Source organism: Miniimonas arenae (assembly GCF_006351005.1).
Taxonomy (GTDB): domain Bacteria; phylum Actinomycetota; class Actinomycetes; order Actinomycetales; family Beutenbergiaceae; genus Miniimonas; species Miniimonas arenae.
Map to the genome: position 1 here is coordinate 1 of NZ_VENP01000040.1, position 21,784 is coordinate 21,784.

The following is a 21,784-nucleotide window of genomic DNA, read 5'->3' on the forward strand; positions in this document are numbered from 1 at the left end:
CCTTTCGCGAGAGGAAGTCCGTCCTTTCGCGAGAGGAAGTCCGTCCTTTCGCGAGAGGAAGTCCGTCCTTTCGCGAGAGGAAGTCGGCGGACCCTCGGGAGGCGATCCTCGCCGTCGGGCGCCCCCCGAGCGGCTCAGCCGCGCTCGGCCTCGAGCTGCTGCTGGCGCCGCCAGCGGATGCCGGCGTCGATGAAGTCGTCGATGTCGCCGTCGAACACCGCCGCCGGGTTCCCGACCTCGTGCTCCGTGCGCAGATCCTTGACCATCTGGTAGGGCTGGAGCACGTACGAGCGCATCTGATCGCCCCAGGAGGCCTTGATGTCGCCCGCGAGCTCCTTCTTCTGCGCCGCCTCCTGCTCCTTCTTGAGCAGCAGCAGCCGCGACTGCAGCACGCGCATCGCGGCGGCGCGGTTCTGGATCTGGGACTTCTCGTCCTGCATCGACACGACCGTGCCCGTGGGCAGGTGGGTGAGGCGCACCGCGGAGTCGGTCGTGTTGACCGACTGGCCGCCGGGGCCGGAGGAGCGGAAGACGTCGACCTTGATGTCGCTCTCGGGGATGTCGATGTGGTCGGTCGGCTCGATGAGCGGGATGACCTCGACCGCCGCGAACGACGTCTGCCGCCGGCCCTGGTTGTCGAACGGCGAGATCCGCACCAGGCGGTGCGTGCCGGCCTCGACCGACAGCGTCCCGTACGCGTACGGAACCTTGACCTCGAACGTCGCCGACTTCAGCCCGGCCTCCTCGGCGTAGGACGTGTCGAGCACCTTGGCGTCGTAGCCGTGCCGCTCGGCCCAGCGCAGGTACATCCGCAGCAGCATCTCGGCGAAGTCGGCCGCGTCGACGCCTCCCGCGCCCGAGCGGATCGTGACGACGGCCTCGCGCGCGTCCCACTCCCCCGCCAGCAGCGTGCGGACCTCGAGCTCGGCCAGCGTCTTGCGGATGGAGGTCAGCTCGCTCTCCGCCTCGGCGAGCGTCTCGGCGTCGTCCTCCTCTCCCGCGAGCTCGACAAGCGTCTCGAGGTCGTCGACACGGGAGTCCAGCCGCTCGAGCCGCTCGAGCTCGGCCTGCGCGTGGCTCAGGCGGGACGTCACGCCCTGCGCCTTCTCGGGGTCGTCCCACAGGTCCGGCGCGGACGCGGCCACCTCGAGCTCGGCGATCTGGGCGCGCAGCGCCTCGGGATCGGTCACGGCGGTGATCTGGCTCAGGGTGTTGCGGAGCGCAGAGATCTCGCTCGGGAAGTCGGTGGCCACGAGGATCCAGCCTACCCGGGGGCCGGTCGGGCGGGATCGTCGGGCGCCTCGCCACCGCGCCCGACGGCGAGCCTCGCCTCGAGCGCGCGCGCCGGGGCCACCCCGGGGCACAGACGGAGAACACCATCGACGACCGGGACCTCGAAGACCCCCGGAACGTCTGGCGGGCGTCGGGAACTGCCTCGCCGTCCCGCCGAGATCGTCTCGCGAAAGGACGAAGAGTCTCTCGCGAAAGGACGGAGAACCTCTCGCGAAAGGACGGAGAACCTCTCGCGAAAGGACAGAAAGTCTCTCGCGAACCGGGGTCAGCGGCCGACGGCGTAGCCCTGGTTGCCCCGCGGGTTCGCCGCCGCGTGCAGCATCCCGTCCGGACGCACGCCGGCCGCACTGATCCGCCCGAGACTCCACGGACCCGCGTCCGTCACGTCGTGCCCGCGCCGCCGCAGGTCCGCCAGCATCTCGGGCCCCAGCCGCGACTCGGCCTGTACCCCGAGCACCTCGGCGCCCCGCGGCGCGAACGAGCTCGGCACGTGCGTCGAGTGCCACGCCGGCGCGTCGATCACCTCCTGCAGTCCCGCGCCGCGCAGCAGGTGCCGCACGAGGAACGGCACCGTCCACTGGTCCTGCTGGTCCCCGCCGGGCGTCCCGAACGCGAGCACGAACCGACCCTCGCCGTCGAGCACCATGCCGGGACTCAGCGTGGTCCGCGGCCGCCGGCCGGGCACGAGCGAGGCGGGCAGGTGCGGCTCGAGCCAGAACATCTGCGCACGCGTGGGCAGCGAGAACCCGAGCCCCGGCACCACGGGCGAGCTCTGCAGCCACCCGCCCGACGGCGTCGCCGACACCGCGTTCCCCCACCTGTCCACCACGTCGAGGTGGCACGTGTCGCCGCGCGCGAGCGTGGGCTCGCCCTCCCCCGGCCGCACCTCGTTCAGCCCGTCCGGCCAGTGCCCGACGGCGTGCATCGCCTCGCGCACGTGCCGCGGCAGTCGCGCGGGACGTCCGCCGGGCGAACCCGGGCGCAGGTGAGCGTCGGCCGAACCGCCCAACAACGCCGCGCGCGATCGCGTGTAGGCGGGGTCGAGCAGGTCGGCGAGCAGGTCCCCCGGCGCGGAACCGACCCCGGGCTCGACCGAGTCGCCGTACCAGGCCTCGCGGTCCGCCATCGCGAGCTTGCACGCCTCGATCGCGAGATGCACCCACGCGGGATCGTCCTCCGCGAGGTCACCGACCCCGGCGGCCTCGAGCAGCGCGAGCTGCTGCAGCAGTACCGGTCCCTGGCTCCACACTCCCGGCTTGGCGATCGTGCGCCCCGCGAAACGGGCGACCGCGGGGGCCTCCTCGCTCGCCCGCCACGCGTCGAGGTCCGCACCGGAGAGGAAGGCCGCGTGCTCGCCGTCGGCCACCCCGTCCCAGGCGGGGGTCCGGGCGAAGGCGTCGACCGCCTCCGCGACGAAGCCCGAGTAGAACGCGGCGCGCCCCGCCTCGGCCTGCGCCGGGACGTCGAGCCCCGCGGCGTCGGCCGCGGCGACGAGCCGCTCGAGCGTGGCCGCGAGGTCGGGGTTGCGGAACCGGCGACCCGGCAGCGGAAGGCCGCCCACGCCGTCGCCGGTCAGGTAGACGGCGCCCGAGGAGGTCCAGCGGTCGCGGAACACGTCCGCGAGCGCCTCGACGGTGCCGGCGGCGCGCGGCAGCAGCGGGTGCCCGTCGCGCGCGTAGCCGATCGCAAAGCGCGCGAGGTCGGCGAGGGGGCGCGTGCCGCGCGTGGCGAGCACGTGCATCCACGCGCCGAACGCGCCGGGGACGACGGCGGCCAGATGCCCCGTGCCCGGCACGGCGTCGACGCCGAGCGCGCGGTACGCCTCGATCGTCGCCGCCCGTGGCGCCACCCCCTGGCCGCACACGACGCGCGTGGCGGCCGTGGCGGCGTCGTGCACGAGGAGCGGCATGTCGCCGCCGAGGCCGTTGAGGTGTGGCTCGACGACGTGCAGCACGAGCCCCGCCGCGATCGCCGCGTCGAACGCGTTGCCGCCCTCCTCGAGAACCGCCATCCCGGCGGCCGAGGCGAGCCAGTGCGTGGAGGCGACCATGCCGAACGTGCCGACGAGCTCGGGGCGGGTGGTGAACGTCATCCTGCGATCCTGCCCGAGACGTCCGACGGCGTGGGTCGCCGGGCAGGTGCGCGGACGCCCTGCGGCGGCGTGCGAGGGCGTGCGAAGGCAGCGACGGCGAGCCCGCGACGTGCAACCACCGCGCCGCCCGGGTGAGACTGGGTCATGGTCCTCCTCGGTTTCCACGCCTCCCACGAGCAGATATCGCCCTCCCGCCTGCTGCGCGACGTGCAGCGCGCCGAGGCCGCGGGCTTCGACGGTGCGATGTGCTCCGACCACCTCGCGCCGTGGAGCCTGCGGCAGGGCCACTCGGGGTTCGCGCTCTCGTGGCTCGGTGCGGCGCTCGCGACGACGACCTTCCCCATCGGCGTGGTCAACGCTCCCGGGCAGCGCTACCACCCCGTGGTCGTGGCGCAGGCGTTCGCGACCCTCGAGGAGATGCACCCGGGACGGTTCTGGGCGGCGCTGGGCAGCGGCGAGAACATGAACGAGCACGTCACGGGCGACCCGTGGCCGGACAAGGCGACCCGGACGGCGCGGCTGGGCGAGGCCGTCACGGTGATCAGGCGGCTGCTCGCGGGTGAGGAGGTCTCCCACGAGGGCCTGGTCCGCGCACACCGAGCCCGGGTCTGGAGCCGCCCTGCGACGCCTCCCCCGCTGCTCGCCACCGCCGTGAGCGCCGAGACCGCGGCGTGGGCGGCCGGCTGGGCCGACGGTCTCGTCACGGTGGCGCAGGAGCCCGCGGCGCTGCGCGCCGTGGTCGACGCCTACCGCGGGGCGGGCGGACGCGGGCCGCTCGCCCTCCAGGTGCACGTCAGCCTCGCCGAGGACGACGCCGCCGCCTACGCGCTCGCCGTGGACCAGTGGCGCAACGCCGTCGTGCCGCAGCCGCAGTCGTGGGACCTCGAGCAGCCGGAGGACTTCGACGTCGCGGCGCGCGAGCTCGCGGCCGACGAGGCGAGCGCACCGACCGAGGCGAGCGCACCGACCGACGCGAGCGCACCGACCGAGGCGAGCGCACCGACCGAGGCGAGCGACGCCGTCGTGAACGAGGCCGCGCTGCGCGCGGCGGTCCTCGTCGACCACGACGTGACGTCCCTCGCCCGGCGCCTCGCGGACCTCGCCGCGATCGGCTTCGACCGCCTCTACCTGCACCACGTGGCGCAGGACAACGACCCGTTCCTCGCGGCGGCGCCGCGGCTGCTCGCCGAGATCAGGAGGCTCGCATGAGGATCACCGACACCAGCGACCTGTGGTGGAAGACCGCCGTCGTCTACTGCCTCGACGTGGAGGTCTACCTCGACTCCGACGGCGACGGCGTGGGCGACCTGCAGGGCCTCGCGCTGCGCCTGGACTACCTCGCCGAGCTGGGCGTGACGTGCCTGTGGCTCATGCCGTTCTACCCGACGCCCGACCTCGACGACGGCTACGACGTGAGCGACTTCTACGGGGTCGATCCGCGCCTGGGCACGCACGGCGACCTCGTGGAGGTGATCCGCACCGCCAACGACCGCGGCATGCGCGTCATCGTCGACCTCATCGTCAACCACACCTCGGACCGCCACCCGTGGTTCCGCTCGGCGTTGCGCAGCGTCGACTCCCCCTACCGCGATTACTACGTCTGGCGTGAGGACCCCCCGCCCGCGAACGAGCCGAACGAGGTGTTCCCGGGCGAGGTCGACGGGATGTGGGAGAAGGACGAGCGGTCGGGCCAGTGGTACCTGCACAGCTTTTACGCCCACCAGCCCGACCTCAACATCGGCAACCCGAAGGTCCGCGACGAGATCGCCAAGACCATCGGGTTCTGGCTCCAGCTCGGGGTGTCGGGCTTCCGCGTGGACGCCGTGCCGTACTTCCTCGAGGCTCCGCTGGGCGACGTCCAGGACGGTCACCGGCTGCTGCGCGACCTGCGCCGGTTCCTCCAGCGCCGTTCCCCCGAGGCGGTGCTGCTCGGCGAGGTCAACCTCCCCTACGACGAGCAGATGAAGTATTTCGGCGGCGACGACGCGGACGAGCTGACCATGCAGTTCGACTTCGTCGGGATGCAGGCGATCTACCTCGCGCTCGCGCGCCACGACCCCGCGCCGCTGGTGAAGGCGCTGCGCGAGCGCCCCCGGCTGGCCGTCGAGGCGCAGTGGGCGAACTTCCTGCGCAACCACGACGAGCTGACGCTGGACAAGCTGAGCGAGTCCGAGCGCGCGGAGGTGTTCGAGGCGTTCGCGCCCGACGAGAGCCAGCGCGTCTACGGACGCGGGATCACCCGGCGCCTGCCACCGATGCTCGGCGGCGACCCGCGGCGCGTCCGGATGGCCTACAGCCTCCTGCTCACCCTGCCCGGCACGCCCGTGCTGTTCTACGGCGAGGAGATCGGGATGGGCGAGAACCCGGACGTCCCCGGCCGCGAGGCGGTTCGCACGCCCATGCAGTGGTCGAACCGCAAGAACGGCGGGTTCTCCGACGTCGCGCCGTCGCGCCTCGTGGCGACGCCGCCGGCCGGCGGGTACGCGCCGCAGCACGTCAACGTCGCCGACCAGGTGGAGGACCCCGACTCGTTGCTGTGCTTCGTGCAGCGGCTCATCGCCCGCTACCACCGCTCGCCCGAGATCGGGTGGGGCGAGCTGGCGATCCTCGACCCGGGCGACGCGGCTCCCGCGGTGCTCGCGCACTCGCTGCGCGCGGACGTCGGGCGGATGGTCGCGCTGCACAACTTCTCCGACGAGCCCGCGGTCGCGCAATTCGTCCTCGACGACGAGCCCGACGGCGTGCGGCTGTCCGACCTGCTGGGTCCCGGCGAGGTGAGCGTCGGGAGCAGGCGCGAGGTGGAGGTCGAGCTCGAGGCGTACGGCTTCCGGTGGTTCCGGGTGGCCCGGCCGGGCGACGGGCGCCTGGGGTAGGCGGCGGCACCGCTGCGGCGGGCGCCGTAAGTTGGGAGCCATGGTCTCCTACCGCTACCTCGGAAGCTCGGGCCTCAAGGTCTCCGAGATCACCTACGGCAACTGGGTCACGCACGGGTCCCAGGTCGACGACACCCACGCCATCGCGACCGTGCACGCGGCGCTCGACGCCGGCATCACCACCTTCGACACCGCCGACGTCTACGCGAACACGGCCGCCGAGGAGGTGCTCGGACGCGCGCTCGCCGGCCAGCGCCGCGAGTCGCTCGAGATCTTCACCAAGGTCTACTTTCCGACCGGCCCGAAGGGCCCGAACGACACCGGCCTGTCCCGCAAGCACATCCGCGACTCCGTGCACGGCTCGCTGCGCCGCCTCGGCACCGACTACATCGACCTGTACCAGTGCCACCGGTTCGACTACGAGACGCCCCTCGAGGAGACGTTCGGCGCGTTCGCCGACCTCGTCCACCAGGGCAAGGTGCTCTACATCGGCGTCTCGGAGTGGACCGCGGAGCAGCTGCGCGAGGGCCACGCGATCGCGAAGGACCTCGGCATCCAGCTCGTCTCGAACCAGCCGCAGTACTCGATGCTCTGGCGGGTCATCGAGGGCAAGGTCGTCCCGACCTCGACCGAGCTCGGCATCTCCCAGGTCGTCTGGTCCCCCATGGCGCAGGGCGTCCTGTCCGGCAAGTACCTGCCCGGTCAGCCCGTGCCCGAGGGCTCGCGTGCGACCGACGAGAAGAGCGGCGCCAACTTCATCAAGAGCTTCCTGCGCGAGGAGGTCCTCGAGGCCGTCCAGCGGCTCAAGCCGGTCGCGGCCGAGGCCGGGCTGAGCATGCCGCAGCTCGCGATCGCGTGGGTGCTGCAGAACCCGAACGTGTCCGCCGCGCTCGTCGGCGCCTCGCGCCCGGAGCAGCTCGCGGACACCGTCAAGGCGTCCGGCATCACGCTCGACGCCGACACCATGGCCGCGATCGACACCGCCCTCAGCGGCGTCGTCTACGACGACCCCGAGGACACCTACCGGGTGTCGCCGAAGTCGCGCGTGGCCTGACTCGGTCCGCACGACCGGGCCCGACGGCGAGGCGAGCCGAGCGCTCGTCGCTCGCCTTCGCCGTCGGGCGCCTCACGTGGACACCGCCACCGCCACGTCCACCCCAGACGCGGCGACGCCCACCCGGGCCCGGCGCTACCGGGTCGGCCGCACCCGCAGCGCGTCCATCCCGCCGTCGACGGCGAGCGTGACGCCCGTGGTCGACGCCGCCCGCGGCCCGACGAGGTAGGCGACGGCGTCGGCCACCTCCTCCGGACGCACGAGCCGGCCGTGGGGCTGGCGCGCCTCCAGCGCTGCGCGCTCGGCGGCGGGGTCTGACGCGGCGTCGAGCAGCCGCCCGATCCAGGGCGTGTCGACCGTGCCGGGGCTGACCGCGTTGACGCGGATGCCCTCGCGGACGTGATCGGCGGCCATCGCCCGGACGAGCGAGAGCAGCGCGCCCTTGGTCGCGCTGTAGAGCGCGCGCTGCGGCAGCCCCGCGGTGGCCGCGATCGAGCACGTCACGCAGATTGCCGCGCTCGGCGACCGGCGCAGGTGCGGCAGGGCGGCGCGGGTCACCCGCGCGACGCCGACAACGTTGAGGTCGAGCACGCGCAGCCACTCGGCGTCGTCGTTGGCCGCCACGTCACCCTGTGCCCCGATGCCCGCGTTGTTCACCACGATGTCGAGCCGGCCGAACGCCTCGACCACGGCCTCGACGCCGGCGCGCACGGACGCGTCGTCCGTGACGTCGACGCGCACGGCGAGGTCGGCGTCGGCGTGCTCGGGCGCGACGTCGAGCACGGCGACGCGCGCGCCGTCGGCCCGCAGGCGGGTCGTGATCGCCGCGCCGATCCCCGAGGCGCCGCCCGTGACGAGCGCGACGAGGCCGTCGAGGTGGCCCACCGGGACGCCCACAGCGCTCACGGCGCTCACGCCGCCACGCAGCGCTGCCGCTGCGTGCCGAGGCCGTCGATGGTGAGTTCCACGACGTCGCCCGCGGCGAGGTAGGGGAACCGGCCGGACAGCGCGACGCCCTCGGGCGTGCCCGTGAGCACGAGGTCGCCCGGCTCGAGCGTGAGGTACTGGCTGAGCTCCCACACGATGTGGTCGAGGGAGAAGATCAGGTCGGACGTACGCGAGTCCTGCCGCGGCTCGCCGTTCACGCTGCTGCGCAGCCGGACGTCGTCGGCGTCGATCTCCTCCGGCGTCACGAGCCACGGCCCGAGCGGGCAGAACCCCGGCGCGGACTTGCCCTTGGACCACTGCCCGCCGGAGAGCGCGAGCTGCCACTCGCGCTCGGAGAGATCGTTCGCGACGGCGAACCCCGCCACGTGTGCACGCGCCGCCTCGGGCGAGGCGAGCCGTGCGGCGCGGGTGCCGATCACCAGCGCCAGCTCCACCTCCCAGTCGGTGCGCGTGCTGCCCGGCGGGATCACGACGTCGTCGTCCGGCCCGACCACCGTGTTCGGCGACTTCATGAACATCACCATGTTCTCCGGCGGCTCGGCGCCCGACTCCGCGGCGTGCGCCGCGTAGTTCTGGCCGATGCAGTACACGGCCGAGGGCCGCGCGATCGGGGCGCCAACGCGGCGGCCCGCCGCGTCCGGGAGCTCGGGCAGGTCGCCGGCCTCGAGGGCGGCGCGCACGCGCGCGACGCCGTCGGCGGCGAGGAAGGCGCCGTCGATGTCGGCGGTGAGGCCGCGCAGGTCGAGCACGCGCTCGCCGTCGAGCAGCACGGGGACCTCCTGACCCACGGGACCGAGTCGGGCGAGACGCATACGAACCTCTGGCTTTCCGGCTGACGAGGAGCAGGCGCGCGGGGTGGGCGCCGCGGCGATTCTTCCACACCGGGTGTTCGCACGGGCGGGAGTCATCCGATGTTTACGCGTGGCTGAGCCGGTAGGCACGGCGCGCGGTCCCTTCGGCGACGGCGCGCCAGCCCGCCGGGCCGAGGTCCGCCTCGGTGGCGACCCAGGTCCACCACTCGGCCGGGGTCACCGCCGCGCCGAGGGTCGCGCTGACCGGCCAGTCCGAGGCGAGCACGGCCCGGTCGGGCCCGAACGCCGCGAGCGCGTGCCGCAGGAGGTCGCCGCCGTGGCGATCCAGCTCGTCGCGCGACGCGCACTCGGGCGCCAGCCCGGAGAGCTTGACCCACGTCTCGGGGCGCGCGGCCAGCCGGTCGATCGCGTGCGCCCAGGCCGCGCCCGACGGCGAGCCCAGCCCCGCACGGACCGGCGGCTTCCCGAGGTGGTCGAGCATCACACGGGTCGCCGGTGAAGCAGCCAGCAGACGGACCAGCGCGTCCAGCTGCTCGTGCCGGACGCACGCGTCGAACACCAGCCCCGCCTCGGCGACCACCGCGAGTCCGCGGGCCAGGAGCGGATCGGCGAGTGCGCCGTCGGGCTCGTGCTGGAGGAGGTGCCGCACGCCGACGACCTGGCCCAGCGCGAGCAGCGCGCACAGGTCGGCGGCCAGCGTCGGCGAGCGGAGGTCGACCGCGGCCACGACGCCGACGACCTCGGGTGCGGGGTCGGGCCGCTGCCCGGACTCGCCGGGCGGCCCCGGCGGCGAGTCGGGACGGTCCGCGACGTCTGTCCGGCTCGCGTCGCGACCGCTCGAGCGGGCGAGCTCCACCATGAACCCCGCCTCGGCGAGCGCCTGGTCGCGACGCGCGTCCGCCTCGACGAGGAGGCACCAGCGGGTGCGGGGATCGCCGTCGGCGCGCTCGTCCAGCGTCACCGGACGGTTCAGCGCAGGCACGCCGGCCAGCCAGGGGTACGGAAGGCGGGCGGGGTCCCAGACGTGGACGTGCGCGTCGAGCACCGGGGAGTGCTCGTCGACCGTCACGCGCCGACCCTAGCGCGCGGGTGTGGCCTCTTGCCGGGGCACGGACCACTCAGTCATCCGACCTCTCCGGACGAGGTCCCTCGGCGCACGAGCGCCGCCACCGCCTCGACCACCGCGCGCGCGGCGAGCGACAGGTCTTCGGAACTCGCCTCGCGGCCGAACGTGACACGCAGCGCCGTCTGGGCGAGCTCGCGATCGAGGCCCATCGCGGTGAGCACGTGCGACGGCTCGTCCGACCCTGCGTGGCACGCCGACCCGGAGGACACGAGCACGCCGCGCTGCTCGAGCTCGAGCAGCACCGACTCCCCCGACACGCCGCCGAGCACGAACGACGCGTGCCCCGGCAGACGCCGCACCGGGTGCCCGGTGAGGCGAGCCGACGGCAGGAGGGGACGCACGCCGTCGAGCACCTGCGCGACGAAGGCGTCCCGGCGCGCGGCGAGGACGCTGCCCGCGGCGCGCTCGGCGTCGGCGAGCCCGAGCGCGACGGCGAACGCGACCGCACCAGCCACGTCCTGCGTGCCCGAGCGCACGCCGCGCTCCTGCCCGCCGCCGTGCAGCAGCGGCTCGAGACGGACCCCGCGGCGCAGCCACAGCACGCCGGTGCCCTTGGGCGCGCCCACCTTGTGGCCGGACAGCGACAGCGCGTCGACGCCGAGCCCGGCCACGTCGAGCGCGAGGGCACCCGCCGCCTGGACGGCGTCGCAGTGGAGCGGGACGCCCGCGGCGTGGCAGCGCGCGGCAACGTCCTCGAGCGGCTGCACCGTCCCGACCTCGTTGCTCGCGAGCTGCACCGACACCACGGCCACGTCTCCGCCGGCGAGCGCGGCGTCGAGCGCGTCGAGGTCGACCACGCCGTCGCCGTCGACGGGCAGCACCGTCAGGTCGAAGCCCGTCCGCGCCAGCCACGCCGCCGACTCGAGCACCGCGGGGTGCTCGACGGCGGAGATCACCACCCGCGTCGCGCCCACCGCCTCGCGGCGGGCCAGGGCGAGGCCCTTGACGGCCGTGTTGTCCGACTCGGTGCCACCCGAGGTGAACACGACCTCGGCCGGCCGGGCCCCGAGCACCGCAGCGACGTCGGCGCGGGCCTGCTCGAGCGCCGTCGACGCGTCGTGGCCAAGCGCGTGCACCGAGGAGGGGTTGCCGAACCGGGCGGTGAGGAACGGCCATGCCGCCTCGAGCGCCTCCCGCCGTACGGGGGACGTCGCGGCCCGGTCGAGGTAGGGCATCAGGGGCGCGGGTCCGCCGCGGCGGTCGAGGTGGCCAGCTCCATGTCCAGCCCGAGGTCCACCGATCCGGCGCCGTGGGTGAGCGCGCCGACCGAGACGAGGTCCACGCCGGTCCGCGCGATCGCGCCGATCGTCTCGAGCGTCACGCCCCCGGAGGCCTCGACGAGCGCCCGGCCCGCCACGAGCGTTACCCCGGCGCGCAGGTCCTCGAGGGAGAAGTTGTCGAGCATGAGCGTGCCCACCACGCCCGAGGCGAGCACCGGCTCGATCTGGTCGAGGCGGTCCACCTCGACCTCAAGGTGCGTGGTGTGCGGCAGGCGCGCGGCGGCCGCGCGCAGGGCCGAGGTGACCTCGCCGTCGGCGCCGAGCAGCGCGGCGAGGTGGTTGTCCTTGACCATCACGGCGTCCGACAGCGAGTACCGGTGGTTGAACCCGCCGCCGCAGGTCACGGCGTGCTTCTCGAGCGCGCGCAGCCCGGGCGTCGTCTTGCGGGTGTCCACCACCCGGACCGGACGCCCGGAGGCCGAGACCGCGTCGCCGACGGCGGCCACGTACGCCGCGGTCCGGGTCGCCACCGCGACGGCCCGGGCGAGCAGGTTGAGCGCGACGCGCTCACCGCGCAGCACCGCCCGCGCCGGACCCTCGACGACGGCGAGGACGTCGCCCGGGGCGAGCCGCTCGCCGTCGGGCACGACGTCCGTGACCCGCACCGCGCCTGCAGGCGAGGCGGGGTCGGAGCAGGCCGTCATGACGGCCGCGACGACGTCGCCGCACGCGACGACGCACGCCTCGCGCGTCCGGACCACGGCGCGGGCGCGCGCCGTGGCCGGCACGAACGCGTCGGACGTGAGGTCGCCGAACGGGGCGTCCTCGGCGAGCGCGCGGTCGACGACGGCGCGCAGCACCTGCGGCGTGTAGGCGGCGGTCATGCGCGGCCGAGCGCGAGCGACCCCGCGACGGTGCCGCTGAGGATGCCGCGCGCGGGCAGGCCGGCGGGGTCGGCGACGAGGACGCGGTGGACGGTCTCGGCGGGCTCGAGCACGCCGGTCGAGTCGGTCGAGTCGGGCGACTCGGGCGAGTCACCGGAGTGGTCGCTGCGCTGGTGCGCCCCGAACGACCCGGTGCGCGCGAGCGCGGCGGCCACCACGACGCGCGCCGCGAGCAGCAGGTTGGCGTCCTCGACGTCGCTCGTCTCCAGCCCGAGCATGGCGTCCGGCAGGAGCGAGGGCGTCGCGAACGCGGCGAGCGCGGTGCGCGCCTGCTCGAGGCCCTCGCGCGAGCGGATGAGCCCGGCGTGCTCCCACATCACGCGCTGCAGGTCCGCTCGCGTCCACGGGCCGGCGTCCGGGGCGTCGCCGAGCGGCACCACGGCGGGGGGCGCCCAGCCGTCGGACGCCACGGCACGCGGGCCGGTGGCCGCGTCGGCGCCGGGTCGCCCCGCGCCGACGACGGGCCGGTCGGCACCCGCCCCGCCGGCCACGAGGCCCGGCGCGTCGGAGGTGTCGGCGGGCTCGCCGTCGAGCGCCGCGACGCACCGCCGCGCGAACACCGCGGCCTCGAGGAGCGAGTTGGACGCGAGGCGGTTGGCGCCGTGCACGCCGGTGCACGCGACCTCGCCCACAGCCCACAGGCCGGGCACGCTCGTGCGGCCCGCGAGGTCGGTGCGCACGCCGCCCATCCAGTAGTGCGCGGCGGGCGTCACGGGAACGGGCTCGCCTCCGAGGTCCCAGCCGCGCTCGGCGCACGCGGCGACGATCGTCGGGAACCGGCGGCGCACGGTCGCGGCGCCGAGCCGCGTCGCGTCCAGCCGCACCGGCGAGCCCTGCGCGCGCTCCTGGGCGGCGATGGCGCGGGCCACCACGTCGCGCGGGGCGAGCTCGGCGGCGGGGTGCACGTCGAGCATGAACCGGCGCCCGGCGTCGTCCACGAGCACCGCGCCCTCGCCGCGCACGGCCTCGGAGACGAGGAACGGCTCGGCGGCCGCGAGCACCGTGGGGTGGAACTGCACCATCTCGGCGTCCGCGATCTCGGCGCCGGCACGCAGCGCCATCGCGACGCCGTCGGCCGTCGCCACGGCGGGGTTCGTCGTGGTCGGGTAGAGCTGGCCGGCGCCTCCGGTCGCGAGCACGACGGCGTCGCCCGCCACGCGCTCGACCTCACCCGAGGCGGTGCGCACGTCGAGGCCGACCGCTCGCCCGCCGTCGAGCACGACGTCGATCGCGATGGTGTGCTCGCGCACCTCGATGCCGCGGTCGAGCGCGGCGACCACGAGCGCGCGGACGATCTCCGCGCCGGTCGCGTCGCCACCGGCGCGCAGCACGCGGGGGTAGCTGTGCGCGGCCTCGAGGGCGCGGCACAGGATGCCGCCGTCGCGGTCGAACGTGACGCCGAGCTCGAGGAGCCGGTCGATCGCGGTGGGGCCGTCGGCGGCGAGCGCCATCGCGGCGGCGGGGTCGGACAGGCCCGCACCCGCGCGGCGGGTGTCGGTGACGTGCGCGACGACGCTGTCCGGCCGCGGGCCCACGACGGCGACGCCGCCCTGGGCGTGCACCGTGTTGGACTCGGTCAGGGCGCCCTTCGTGACGAGCACGACCTCGTGGGCGGTGCTCGCCTCGATGGCGGTGAGCAGGCCGGCGAGGCCGGATCCGACGACGACGATCCTCAACGGGGGCCTCCTGTGGTGCTGCTGGTGCTGGTGGTGCTCGTGCTGGGGGTGCCGGTGAGCGGCTTGGGCGCGGCCGCGAGCATCCGCTCCAGGGCCGTGCGGGCGTGCCGGGCGACGTCGGGGTCCACCTGGATCTCGTTGACGACCTCGCCGGCGGCGAGCGACTCGAGCGTCCAGGCGAGGTAGCCGGGGTGGATCCGGTACATCGTCGAGCAGGGGCACACCACGGGGTCGAGGCAGAAGATCGTCTTGTCCGGGTGCTGCGCGGCGAGCCGGTTCACCATGTTGATCTCGGTGCCGATCGCGATCGTCGAGCCGGGCTCGGCGTCGGCGACGAACTGGCGGATGAGCTCGGTCGAGCCTGCCGCGTCGGCGGCGTCGACCACCGCCATCGGGCACTCGGGGTGCACCACGACCTGCACGCCCGGGTGAGCTTCGCGCGCGGCGGCGATCTGCGCCGTCGTGAACCGCTTGTGCACCGAGCAGAAGCCGTGCCACAGGATGACGCGCGCGTCGCGCAGGGCCTCGGCGTCGTTGCCGCCGAGCGGCTTGCGCGGGTTCCACATCGGCATCGCCGCCAGCGGCACGCCCATCGCCTTGGCAGTGTTGCGGCCGAGGTGCTGGTCGGGGAAGAAGAGGACGCGCTCGCCGCGGGCGAACGCCCACTCCAGCACGGTGCGCGCGTTCGAGGACGTGCACACGATCCCGCCGTGCCGGCCGCAGAACGCCTTGAGCGCGGCCGAGGAGTTCATGTAGGTGACCGGGACGACGGGCAGCTTGCCGCCCGGGTGGCGCTCGAACCAGTCCGGGCCGACGGTCTCGTCCGGGTCGAAGCGGTAGACCTGCGCGAGCTCGGCCCACGCCGCCTCGACGGAGTCCTCGTCGGCCATGTCGGCCATCGAGCAGCCCGCGGCGAGGTTCGGCAGGATGACGGTCTGCTCCTCGCGGGCGAGGATGTCGGCCGTCTCCGCCATGAAGTGCACGCCGCAGAAGACGATCGCCTCGGCGTCGGGCCGGGTCAGGGCGGCGCCCGCGAGCTGGAAGGAGTCGCCGACGAAGTCGGCGTAGGCCACGATCTCGTCGCGCTGGTAGTAGTGGCCGAGAATCACGACGCGGTCGCCGAGGGACGCCTTCGCGGCGGCGATCCGCGCGTGCAGCTCGTCGTTGGTCATGCGCTGGTAGGCGATCGGGAGCTGACCCGGGCGCGAGCGGGCGTTCGTGGTCGCGGCGGGCACGACGTCGGCCACCGAGGCACCCGGCCCGTAGGTGGGCAGGGCGTCGAAGTCCCAGGTGGGCGTGGCGAGGCCGGGGTCGCACGCCGGCGTGACCGGGGCGTCGAGCAGCTGGGCGATGGAGGTCATGCGGCGCTCCTCGGAGGCGGGGTGGGGCTGGTGGCGACGGAGTCGGGCCGGTAGCGGTACAGGCTCGGGGGGCGGTGGCTCGTCCCGGTGACCTTCTCGCCCGTAGGCTCGACGGCGCCGCTCGCCAAGATCTGACGGCGGAAGTTCGCGGGGTCCAGGCCTCGGCCGAGGACCGCCTCGTACACCTCGCGCACCTCGGTGAGCGTGAACTCGTCGGGCAGGAAGGCGTGCGCGATCGGGGTGTACTCGAGCTTGGCGCGCAGCCGGGCGAGGGCGTAGTCGACGATCGCGGCGTGGTCGAACGCGAGCGCCGGCAGCTGCTCGGCGGGGAACCAGGCGACGTTCTCCCCCGCGACCATGCGCGCGTCCTCGTCCGCGCGGACCAGGGCCCAGTAGACGATCGACACGACGCGCTCGGGGCACGGGGCGTCGGGTGAGGAACCGTCCCGCGAACGGTCCACGCCACCGAAGGCGTAGAGCTGCTCGAGGTAGTTCGGGTCGAGGCCGATGGTGTGCCGCAGCCGGGCCCGGGCCGCCTCGACGAGGCTCATGTGCTCCTCGAGCGGCTCACCGGGCAGGGCCCAGGCGCCGAGGAACGGCTCGCGGATGCGGCGGACGAGCGGCAGCCACAGCGTGGTTCCGCTGCCGTCCGGGGTGGGCCGGAGGGCGAGGATGACGGTCGAGACCGCGAGCTGCACGGGGCGCCCTCCCTTGAGGTCGGGGCGACATTAACCCCGCCTTTTGGTCACGTCAACCTGAAGGGGCAGGTGTGTCGAGGAGTGGGACGGCGCGTCAGTCCCGACCGGTCTCCCAGCCCCCGCGCCGGTACGCGGAGGTCCCGAGCGCCGCGACGATCAGGGCCGCGAGGATCGAGGCGACCATCACCGCAGCCATCGCGATCGCCGACCCGCCGAGCACACCGACCAGGGGGCTGATCAGCGCCGGCAGCAGCGCGCCGAGGCAGCCGAGCACCGCGGCGGCGGACCCGGCGCGCTCGCCGTGCCGGCTCAGGGCGATCGTCGTGGCGTTCGGCGGAACGAAGTTCTGGAACGACAGCACCGCGGCGAGCGGGACGAGGAACAGCAGCGCGTTGCTCGGCCCGACGCCGGTCAGCGACACCCCGAGCAGCACGAGCGCGACACCCAGCTGCAGCGGCAGCACGAGCCGGATGATCCGGATCGAGGAGTACCGGTGCACGAGCGCCGCGTTGACCTGCGCCATCCCCACCAGCAGCACGCCGCCCACGGCGAAGAACAGCGAGAACTGGTGCGCGGAGAGTCCGAGCTGGTCCTGCAGCACGAACGGCGAGCCCGAGACGTACGCCATGAGCGCGCCGCTCACGAGCCCCGGCAGCACGGCGAGCGCGAGGAAGCGCCGGTCGGCCAGCAGCACGCGGTAGTTGCGCAGCGCCGCGGGGATCCCGCCGGTCATGCGCTTCTCGACGGGGTGCGACTCGGGCAGGAAGCGCCAGCACGCGAGCAGCACGAGCGCGCCGCAGCCGGCCAGCACGCCGAACACCGCACGCCAGCCCCAGTGCTGGGCGATGAACCCGCCGACGGTCGGTGCGAACAGCGGCGCCACGCCGATCACGAGCATCATCCGCGAGATCGTCGCCGCCGCGACGGCGCCCGTGTAGCGGTCGCGGATGAACGCCTGCGCGCACACGCCGAGGGACGCGGCCGCGACGCCCTGGAGCAGGCGCAGACCGAGGAACACCCCGATCCCGGAGCCGAGCAGGACCAGCAGGCAGGCCACGACGTGCAGCGACGCCCCGATGATGACCGGCTTGCGCCGGCCCACGCGGTCCGACCACGGGCCCACGACGAGCTGGCCGAACGCCGCGCCGATCATCATGAACGAGATGGTCAGCTGCGCCGTCGCCTCGTTGACCTGCATCTCCGACGCCACCTGGGGCAGCGAGGGCAGGTACATGTCGACGGTGACCGCGAAGATCGCGGACATCGAGCCGAGCAGCGCCACGAGCGCGGCGCGGGGGCGCGGGCCCGACGGCGCGGCGGGGCGACCCGGGCGCGCACCGTCGCCTCGGCGACCGAACCGGCGGGCGCGGCCGGACGCGCCCGTCGTGGCGGGGTCGGGGTCGGGGTCCTGGCGGACGGGGACGGCCGTGACCTCGGGCAGCACGGCGTCGACGACGGGACCCTCGACGATCTCGGGGGCCGGCTCGTCGCGTTCGACGGCGCCGGCGTCGGCGCGGAGGTGCTCGGGGCAGGGGCTGGGCGGCGCTTGGGTCATCGTGGCGTCTCGGTCTCGTGCGCGGCGGAGGCTGGGGCTTGTCTTGCTCCCGTGCGGCCTGCGGGCGAGCCGGACGGCTGGCCGGGCAGGGCGGCGGGGTGCGAGGCGTACGGGTGCTGTCTACGGCGGCCGACGGCGCGGGCCCCGATGGGTCCCCCACCCACGCCGGCGGGACAATCGTGCACCCCGTGCGGCGGTGTTGTCGAATCGTTTCGAGCTCTGGAACTGTGACGTGGTCCACCTCACACGCGCGTGTGAGGTGGACCGCCCTGGGATCGGCCACGACGTGAGACGCCCGCCGCACACCGAGACCGGCGCCCGGGTCGCGACTACCGTGCAGAGACCACCACGTCAGCCACGGGAGGACACACCCATGCGCAGCACACGTCTCGCGATCGCCGGCCTTGCCGCCGTCATCGGGCTCAGCCTCGTCGCCTGCAGCCCCGAGGACACCGGCTCCGGCGACGCCACCGGGTCGGACGCCACGGACTCCGGCACCACCGACTCCGGGTCGGGCGCCGCCGAGGCGGGCTCGGACCTCGACGTCGCCGCCTACGACGACGTCATCGCAGAAGGACCGGTCGCCGACGACGCCGCCGTCGAGGCGAGCGAGTGGGCCAGCGCCGTGCGCGAGAGCGGGACGCTGCGCATCGGCGGCACGGAGACCTCGAACCTGTTCTCGCTGCTGGACCCGACGTCACAGCAGGTGCGCGGCTTCGACGCCGGCCTGTCGCAGCTGCTCTCGCAGTACGTCCTGGGCGAGGTCAGCACCGAGCTGTCCCAGGTCACGTCGGACACCCGCGAGCAGGTGCTCGTGAACGGTGACGTCGACGCCGTCTTCGCGACGTACTCGATCACGCCCGCACGCGCCGAGCGCATCTCGTTCGCCGGCCCGTACTACTCGTCCCAGGCGGGCATCCTGGTCCGCAGCGACAACACGGACATCACGTCGGTCGCCGACCTCGCGGGCAAGACCGTCGCCACGCAGGCCAGCTCCACCGGCGAGACGCTGCTCGCCGAGGAGGCGCCGGAGGCCGAGGTCCTGGCGCTTCCCGACCACGCGCAGGCCATTGAGGCCGTACTGAACGGGAACGCGGACGCCTACGTCATCGACCAGACCCTCCTGCTCAACGCGGTCCTCCAGCAGGGCGACGCCGTGAAGATCGTCGGCGAGCCGTTCGGCCCCGAGGACCTGTACGGCATCGGTGTGCCGCTGGACTCCGACGGCGTCGAGTTCATCAACACGTTCCTCGACGAGATCATCGCGTCCGGCGTCTGGGAGGACCTCTGGACCGTGACGATCGGTGACCGCACCGGCGTCACCACCGTCCCGGCGGCGCCCACCCCGGGCGAGACCGGCCTGAGCTGAGCCGAGACCCAGATGAGCTGAGTCGCGCCCCCTGACGTCGCGGGGGGCGTGCGACGATCGGCCCGGCGACCGCACCGGTCGCCGGGCCGATCTCGTCCGAAAGGAGGGTCATGGACGTCCTCTTGCGCGACTACTCCGACGACTTCCTCGCGGGGCTGTGGCTGACGCTCCAGCTCACGGGCATCGGGTTCGTCGGAGCGTTCGTGGTCGGCACGGTGCTCGCGGTGTTCCGGATCTCACCGATCCCACCGCTGCGCGTGGCCGGCACTCTGTACGTCGAGCTGTTCCGCAACGTCCCGCTCGTGACGCTCCTCATCCTGGTCGTCTACGGCCTGCCGTACGCGGGTCTGAACCTCGGGTTCTACTGGTCGGTCATCCTCTCGATCGTGGCCGTGGGGGCGGCGTTCGCGTGCGAGACGCTGCGCTCGGGTATCAACGCGGTGAGCACGGGCCAGGTCGAGGCGGCACGCGCGCTCGGGCTCACGTTCGCCGGCATCTGCCGCGAGCTGGTCGTGCCACAGGCGCTTCGCACGGTGATCGGCCCGATCGTCACGCTGTTCATCGGGATCCTGCTCTCGTCCTCCCTCGCCGCGGTGGTCGGGATGCGCGAGCTGACGGCGACGGTGGCCTACATCAACAATCGCGAAGCGCTCGGGCTGACGACGTTCGCGGTGGCGGCGGCCATCTACGTGGCGCTCTCGCTCGGCGCGGCGGGCTTCGGCTCGGTGCTCGAACGGCGCCTGCGGGTGCTGCGATGAGCGCGCACGCCCTGTTCGACACGCAGGGTCCCCGCGGTCGCGCCACCGTGCGGATCGTCACGATGCTCTCCGTGGTGGCGGCGTTCGCGCTGGCCGCGCTCGTGTACTGGCAGCTCTACCGCACGGGCCAGCTCGCGCCGTCGAAGTGGCGCACGTTCATCCAGCCCGGGACCCTGCGCTACTTCGCCGACGCGCTGCGCAACACCGCGCTGGCGGCCCTCGGAGCGGCAGCGATCGGTCTGCCGCTCGGACTCGTGCTCGCGCTCGGCCGACTATCCCGACGACGGTGGCTGCGACTGCCCTCCACCGCCGTCATCGAGCTCTTCCGCGCCGTGCCGGTGCTGCTCGTGATCTACGTGCTCATGTTCGCGCTGCCCGCCTACGGCATCCGCCTCAGCATCTACGCCAAGCTCGTGATCCCGATCGGGCTGTGCGCCGCTGCCGTCCTGGCGGAGGTGTTCCGGGCGGGCGTGCTCGCGGTGCCGCGCGGGCAGACCGAGGCGGGGCTCGCCGTCGGGCTCAGGGAAGGCCTCGTGATGCGGATCGTGGTCTTCCCGCAGGCGCTGCGCATGGTCATCCCGGCGCTCGTCGCCCAGTCCGTGGTGGTGGTCAAGGACACGGCCTTCGGGTACGTGGTGAGCTACCCCGAGCTGATGCAGTCGGGCAAGGTGCTCGTCGCCAACACGAACGACCTCATCCAGACGTACCTGGTGATCACCCTCGTCTACGTGGTGGTCAACGTGCTGATCTCGGCCTTCGCGCAGCGGCTCGAACGCCGGATGAACCGCGCCCGAGGGATGGGACGCGTCTCTATCCTCGCCCGGGTGCGGCGCACCGCGATCCAGTAGGTCGACGCCGGTTCGAGCGCGGATGGGGCGCTCGGGACATCGGCCGCCGTCTGGTCGTAGCGCCGCATGACGCGTGGTCCAAGCGTCGAGCTGATGACTCGCCACTGGGGGTGGCCGCGGTGTCGGACCTCGGCCATAGGGTGCAGAAGAGTCGCAAGGCCAGCCGCCGCGAGGAGCATCATGTCGGAAGCGTTCGAGGTCGACACGGCGGCGTTGCGCGAGCACGCCGAGCACTGGGGCGTGATCGCTGACGAGATCGCCTCGGTCGGGGAAGCGATCCAGGGCTTGTCTCCGCTGGCATGGGGGTTGGGGGCGATCACCGACCCGGGCGTGTCGTTCCACCAGGCGTAGACGGGCGGGCTCTCCCTCGTGGGCACCGCCGCTGACGACACCGGCTCCGCCCTGGTCGCCAGCGCCCAGGACTACGAGGACACCGACGCCGACACTGCTGCGCGCCTCGAGTTCGAGGTGCCGTGACCGTGGTGAGCCTCGCGACCGCGACCAGCGGGCGCGACCTCGTCCCCGGTGACGTCGAGGTTGTCAGCCGTGACGCGCAGACTCTCAGCACCGCGGCCGAGGACCTGGACGGTGTCTCGCCCTTCAAGCCGAGCAGATCAAGCGCGACGAACTCATCGACACCTACGCCGGCGACTTCCTCGATCTCGTCGACGAGCGCACCAAGCTCCTCGCGACGCTGGCCGACCTCGACACCCAGATGGCAGCGAAGCTCACCGCACTCACGACCGCCGGCGGGCTCACTGCCCGCGAGGCCCAGACGCTGCTGGCCATCGACGCGGGCGAAGTCAAGCGGCTGCGCGCACTCGCTCCGGCAGTCCCTTCCGAGCAACCGATCGCTGGCGCGGAGGTGCGTAGCAGTGAGCCCGCTCGCGTCAGCTGACCGTCTCCGGTGGGTGCTCGACGACACTGGGGTCACCGAGCGGTACCTCGCGAAGGTCGTGCGCGGTGACCACCAGGCGTGCTGGCTGTGGACGGGCGCGATCTCTGGCCATGGCCACGGCCGCTTCTGGGTACACGACGCTTTCGTCGTCATCGCCCACCGCTTCGGTTACGCGCTCGCACACGGCGCCGACGACTTCCCGCCCGTCGTCGCGCACGCGTGTGACGAACCCCTCTGTCAGAACCCCGAACATCTCCAC

Annotated in this window: 19 protein-coding genes; 7 read left to right on the forward strand and 12 right to left on the reverse strand. The window is 73.8% G+C overall.

Annotated features, from left to right (window positions below):
- Positions 1–134: 134 nt before the first annotated feature.
- Together prfB and FH969_RS10595 are read right to left on the reverse strand one after the other, a co-directional pair.
- Positions 135–1,253 carry a peptide chain release factor 2 gene (gene prfB / locus FH969_RS10590; RefSeq protein WP_108719452.1) on the reverse strand — a complete coding sequence of 373 codons (1,119 nt, stop codon included), beginning with the start codon at positions 1,251–1,253 and terminating at the stop codon, positions 135–137.
- Between the two features lie 305 nt (positions 1,254–1,558).
- Positions 1,559–3,385: a gamma-glutamyltransferase family protein gene (locus tag FH969_RS10595; RefSeq protein WP_139987213.1), complete on the reverse strand. Its 1,827-nt coding sequence runs from the start codon at positions 3,383–3,385 to the stop codon at positions 1,559–1,561.
- A 144-nt stretch (positions 3,386–3,529) separates the two neighbouring features.
- Here FH969_RS10595 and FH969_RS10600 point away from each other — a divergent pair, with 144 nt between their 5' ends.
- Genes FH969_RS10600 through FH969_RS10610 form a run of 3 tightly spaced genes read left to right on the forward strand, consistent with a single transcriptional unit; the run spans position 3,530 to position 7,312 of the window.
- Positions 3,530–4,594 (forward strand): LLM class flavin-dependent oxidoreductase, encoded by a 1,065-nt coding sequence (locus tag FH969_RS10600; RefSeq protein WP_139987214.1) that lies wholly within the window; start codon positions 3,530–3,532, stop codon positions 4,592–4,594.
- Positions 4,591–6,258 (forward strand): alpha-amylase family protein, encoded by a 1,668-nt coding sequence (locus FH969_RS10605; RefSeq protein ID WP_139987215.1) that lies wholly within the window; start codon positions 4,591–4,593, stop codon positions 6,256–6,258. The genes FH969_RS10600 and FH969_RS10605 overlap by 4 nt, the downstream gene beginning before the upstream one ends.
- Before the next feature lie 40 nt (positions 6,259–6,298).
- Positions 6,299–7,312 (forward strand): aldo/keto reductase family protein, encoded by a 1,014-nt coding sequence (locus FH969_RS10610; RefSeq protein ID WP_139987216.1) that lies wholly within the window; start codon positions 6,299–6,301, stop codon positions 7,310–7,312.
- Between the two features lie 135 nt (positions 7,313–7,447).
- Here FH969_RS10610 and FH969_RS10615 read toward each other — a convergent pair whose 3' ends face one another.
- The 9 genes from FH969_RS10615 to FH969_RS10655 form a co-directional block, all read right to left on the reverse strand.
- On the reverse strand, positions 7,448–8,227 hold the full coding sequence (locus tag FH969_RS10615) for an SDR family NAD(P)-dependent oxidoreductase (protein WP_246071868.1): 780 nt from the start codon (positions 8,225–8,227) through the stop codon (positions 7,448–7,450).
- Positions 8,224–9,072, reverse strand: a complete 849-nt coding sequence (locus FH969_RS10620; RefSeq protein ID WP_139987217.1) for a fumarylacetoacetate hydrolase family protein — start codon at positions 9,070–9,072, stop codon at positions 8,224–8,226. Before FH969_RS10620 ends, FH969_RS10615 begins: the two co-directional genes overlap by 4 nt.
- A gap of 103 nt (positions 9,073–9,175) precedes the next feature.
- On the reverse strand, positions 9,176–10,141 hold the full coding sequence (locus FH969_RS10625) for an amidohydrolase family protein (protein WP_139987218.1): 966 nt from the start codon (positions 10,139–10,141) through the stop codon (positions 9,176–9,178).
- Positions 10,142–10,194: 53 nt separating this feature from the next.
- Positions 10,195–11,373, reverse strand: coding sequence for a cysteine desulfurase family protein (locus FH969_RS10630; protein ID WP_139987219.1), 1,179 nt, complete (start codon positions 11,371–11,373; stop codon positions 10,195–10,197).
- On the reverse strand, positions 11,373–12,302 hold the full coding sequence (gene nadC, locus FH969_RS10635; RefSeq protein WP_139987220.1) for a carboxylating nicotinate-nucleotide diphosphorylase: 930 nt from the start codon (positions 12,300–12,302) through the stop codon (positions 11,373–11,375). Before nadC ends, FH969_RS10630 begins: the two co-directional genes overlap by 1 nt.
- Positions 12,299–14,038 (reverse strand): L-aspartate oxidase, encoded by a 1,740-nt coding sequence (locus tag FH969_RS10640; RefSeq protein WP_139987221.1) that lies wholly within the window; start codon positions 14,036–14,038, stop codon positions 12,299–12,301. Before FH969_RS10640 ends, nadC begins: the two co-directional genes overlap by 4 nt.
- Complete coding sequence (gene nadA / locus FH969_RS10645; RefSeq protein ID WP_139987222.1) at positions 14,035–15,399, reverse strand: quinolinate synthase NadA; 1,365 nt, start codon at positions 15,397–15,399, stop codon at positions 14,035–14,037. The genes FH969_RS10640 and nadA overlap by 4 nt, the downstream gene beginning before the upstream one ends.
- On the reverse strand, positions 15,396–16,097 hold the full coding sequence (locus FH969_RS10650; protein WP_139987223.1) for an NUDIX hydrolase: 702 nt from the start codon (positions 16,095–16,097) through the stop codon (positions 15,396–15,398). The genes nadA and FH969_RS10650 overlap by 4 nt, the downstream gene beginning before the upstream one ends.
- A 94-nt stretch (positions 16,098–16,191) precedes the next feature.
- The gene (locus tag FH969_RS10655) at positions 16,192–17,652 is read right to left on the reverse strand and encodes a multidrug effflux MFS transporter (protein WP_139987224.1); all 1,461 of its coding nucleotides are present in this window, start codon (positions 17,650–17,652) and stop codon (positions 16,192–16,194) included.
- A gap of 373 nt (positions 17,653–18,025) precedes the next feature.
- On the opposite strand from FH969_RS10655, the gene FH969_RS10660 reads away from it, so the two are divergent.
- The 4 genes from FH969_RS10660 to FH969_RS15285 all read left to right on the forward strand — a co-directional run bounded on the left by FH969_RS10660 (position 18,026) and on the right by FH969_RS15285 (position 20,978).
- Entirely contained in the window at positions 18,026–19,021 is a 996-nt protein-coding gene (locus FH969_RS10660; protein ID WP_139987225.1) for a transporter substrate-binding domain-containing protein, read from the forward strand.
- A gap of 110 nt (positions 19,022–19,131) precedes the next feature.
- On the forward strand, positions 19,132–19,779 hold the full coding sequence (locus tag FH969_RS10665; protein WP_108719438.1) for an amino acid ABC transporter permease: 648 nt from the start codon (positions 19,132–19,134) through the stop codon (positions 19,777–19,779).
- A complete protein-coding gene (locus FH969_RS10670; RefSeq protein ID WP_139987226.1) occupies positions 19,776–20,627 on the forward strand; it encodes an amino acid ABC transporter permease in 852 nt (283 codons plus the stop codon). Before FH969_RS10665 ends, FH969_RS10670 begins: the two co-directional genes overlap by 4 nt.
- A gap of 180 nt (positions 20,628–20,807) precedes the next feature.
- Entirely contained in the window at positions 20,808–20,978 is a 171-nt protein-coding gene (locus tag FH969_RS15285; protein ID WP_180359765.1) for a type VII secretion target, read from the forward strand.
- Between the two features lie 539 nt (positions 20,979–21,517).
- On the opposite strand, the gene FH969_RS10680 is transcribed toward FH969_RS15285, so the two are convergent.
- The gene (locus tag FH969_RS10680; protein WP_139987228.1) at positions 21,518–21,784 is read right to left on the reverse strand and encodes a hypothetical protein; all 267 of its coding nucleotides are present in this window, start codon (positions 21,782–21,784) and stop codon (positions 21,518–21,520) included.

What these genes read in the sequence shown, in the direction of transcription:
- FH969_RS10595 (WP_139987213.1), bottom strand. Translation starts at nt 3,385, where the DNA reads ATGACGTTCACCACCCGCCCCGAGCTCGTCGGCACGTTCGGCATGGTC.
- FH969_RS10600 (WP_139987214.1), top strand. Translation starts at nt 3,530, where the DNA reads ATGGTCCTCCTCGGTTTCCACGCCTCCCACGAGCAGATATCGCCCTCC.
- FH969_RS10605 (WP_139987215.1), top strand. Translation starts at nt 4,591, where the DNA reads ATGAGGATCACCGACACCAGCGACCTGTGGTGGAAGACCGCCGTCGTC.
- FH969_RS10610 (WP_139987216.1), top strand. Translation starts at nt 6,299, where the DNA reads ATGGTCTCCTACCGCTACCTCGGAAGCTCGGGCCTCAAGGTCTCCGAG.
- FH969_RS10620 (WP_139987217.1), bottom strand. Translation starts at nt 9,072, where the DNA reads ATGCGTCTCGCCCGACTCGGTCCCGTGGGTCAGGAGGTCCCCGTGCTG.
- FH969_RS10630 (WP_139987219.1), bottom strand. Translation starts at nt 11,373, where the DNA reads ATGCCCTACCTCGACCGGGCCGCGACGTCCCCCGTACGGCGGGAGGCG.
- nadC (WP_139987220.1), bottom strand. Translation starts at nt 12,302, where the DNA reads ATGACCGCCGCCTACACGCCGCAGGTGCTGCGCGCCGTCGTCGACCGC.
- nadA (WP_139987222.1), bottom strand. Translation starts at nt 15,399, where the DNA reads ATGACCTCCATCGCCCAGCTGCTCGACGCCCCGGTCACGCCGGCGTGC.
- FH969_RS10655 (WP_139987224.1), bottom strand. Translation starts at nt 17,652, where the DNA reads ATGACCCAAGCGCCGCCCAGCCCCTGCCCCGAGCACCTCCGCGCCGAC.
- FH969_RS10660 (WP_139987225.1), top strand. Translation starts at nt 18,026, where the DNA reads ATGCGCAGCACACGTCTCGCGATCGCCGGCCTTGCCGCCGTCATCGGG.
- FH969_RS10665 (WP_108719438.1), top strand. Translation starts at nt 19,132, where the DNA reads ATGGACGTCCTCTTGCGCGACTACTCCGACGACTTCCTCGCGGGGCTG.
- FH969_RS10670 (WP_139987226.1), top strand. Translation starts at nt 19,776, where the DNA reads ATGAGCGCGCACGCCCTGTTCGACACGCAGGGTCCCCGCGGTCGCGCC.
- FH969_RS15285 (WP_180359765.1), top strand. Translation starts at nt 20,808, where the DNA reads ATGTCGGAAGCGTTCGAGGTCGACACGGCGGCGTTGCGCGAGCACGCC.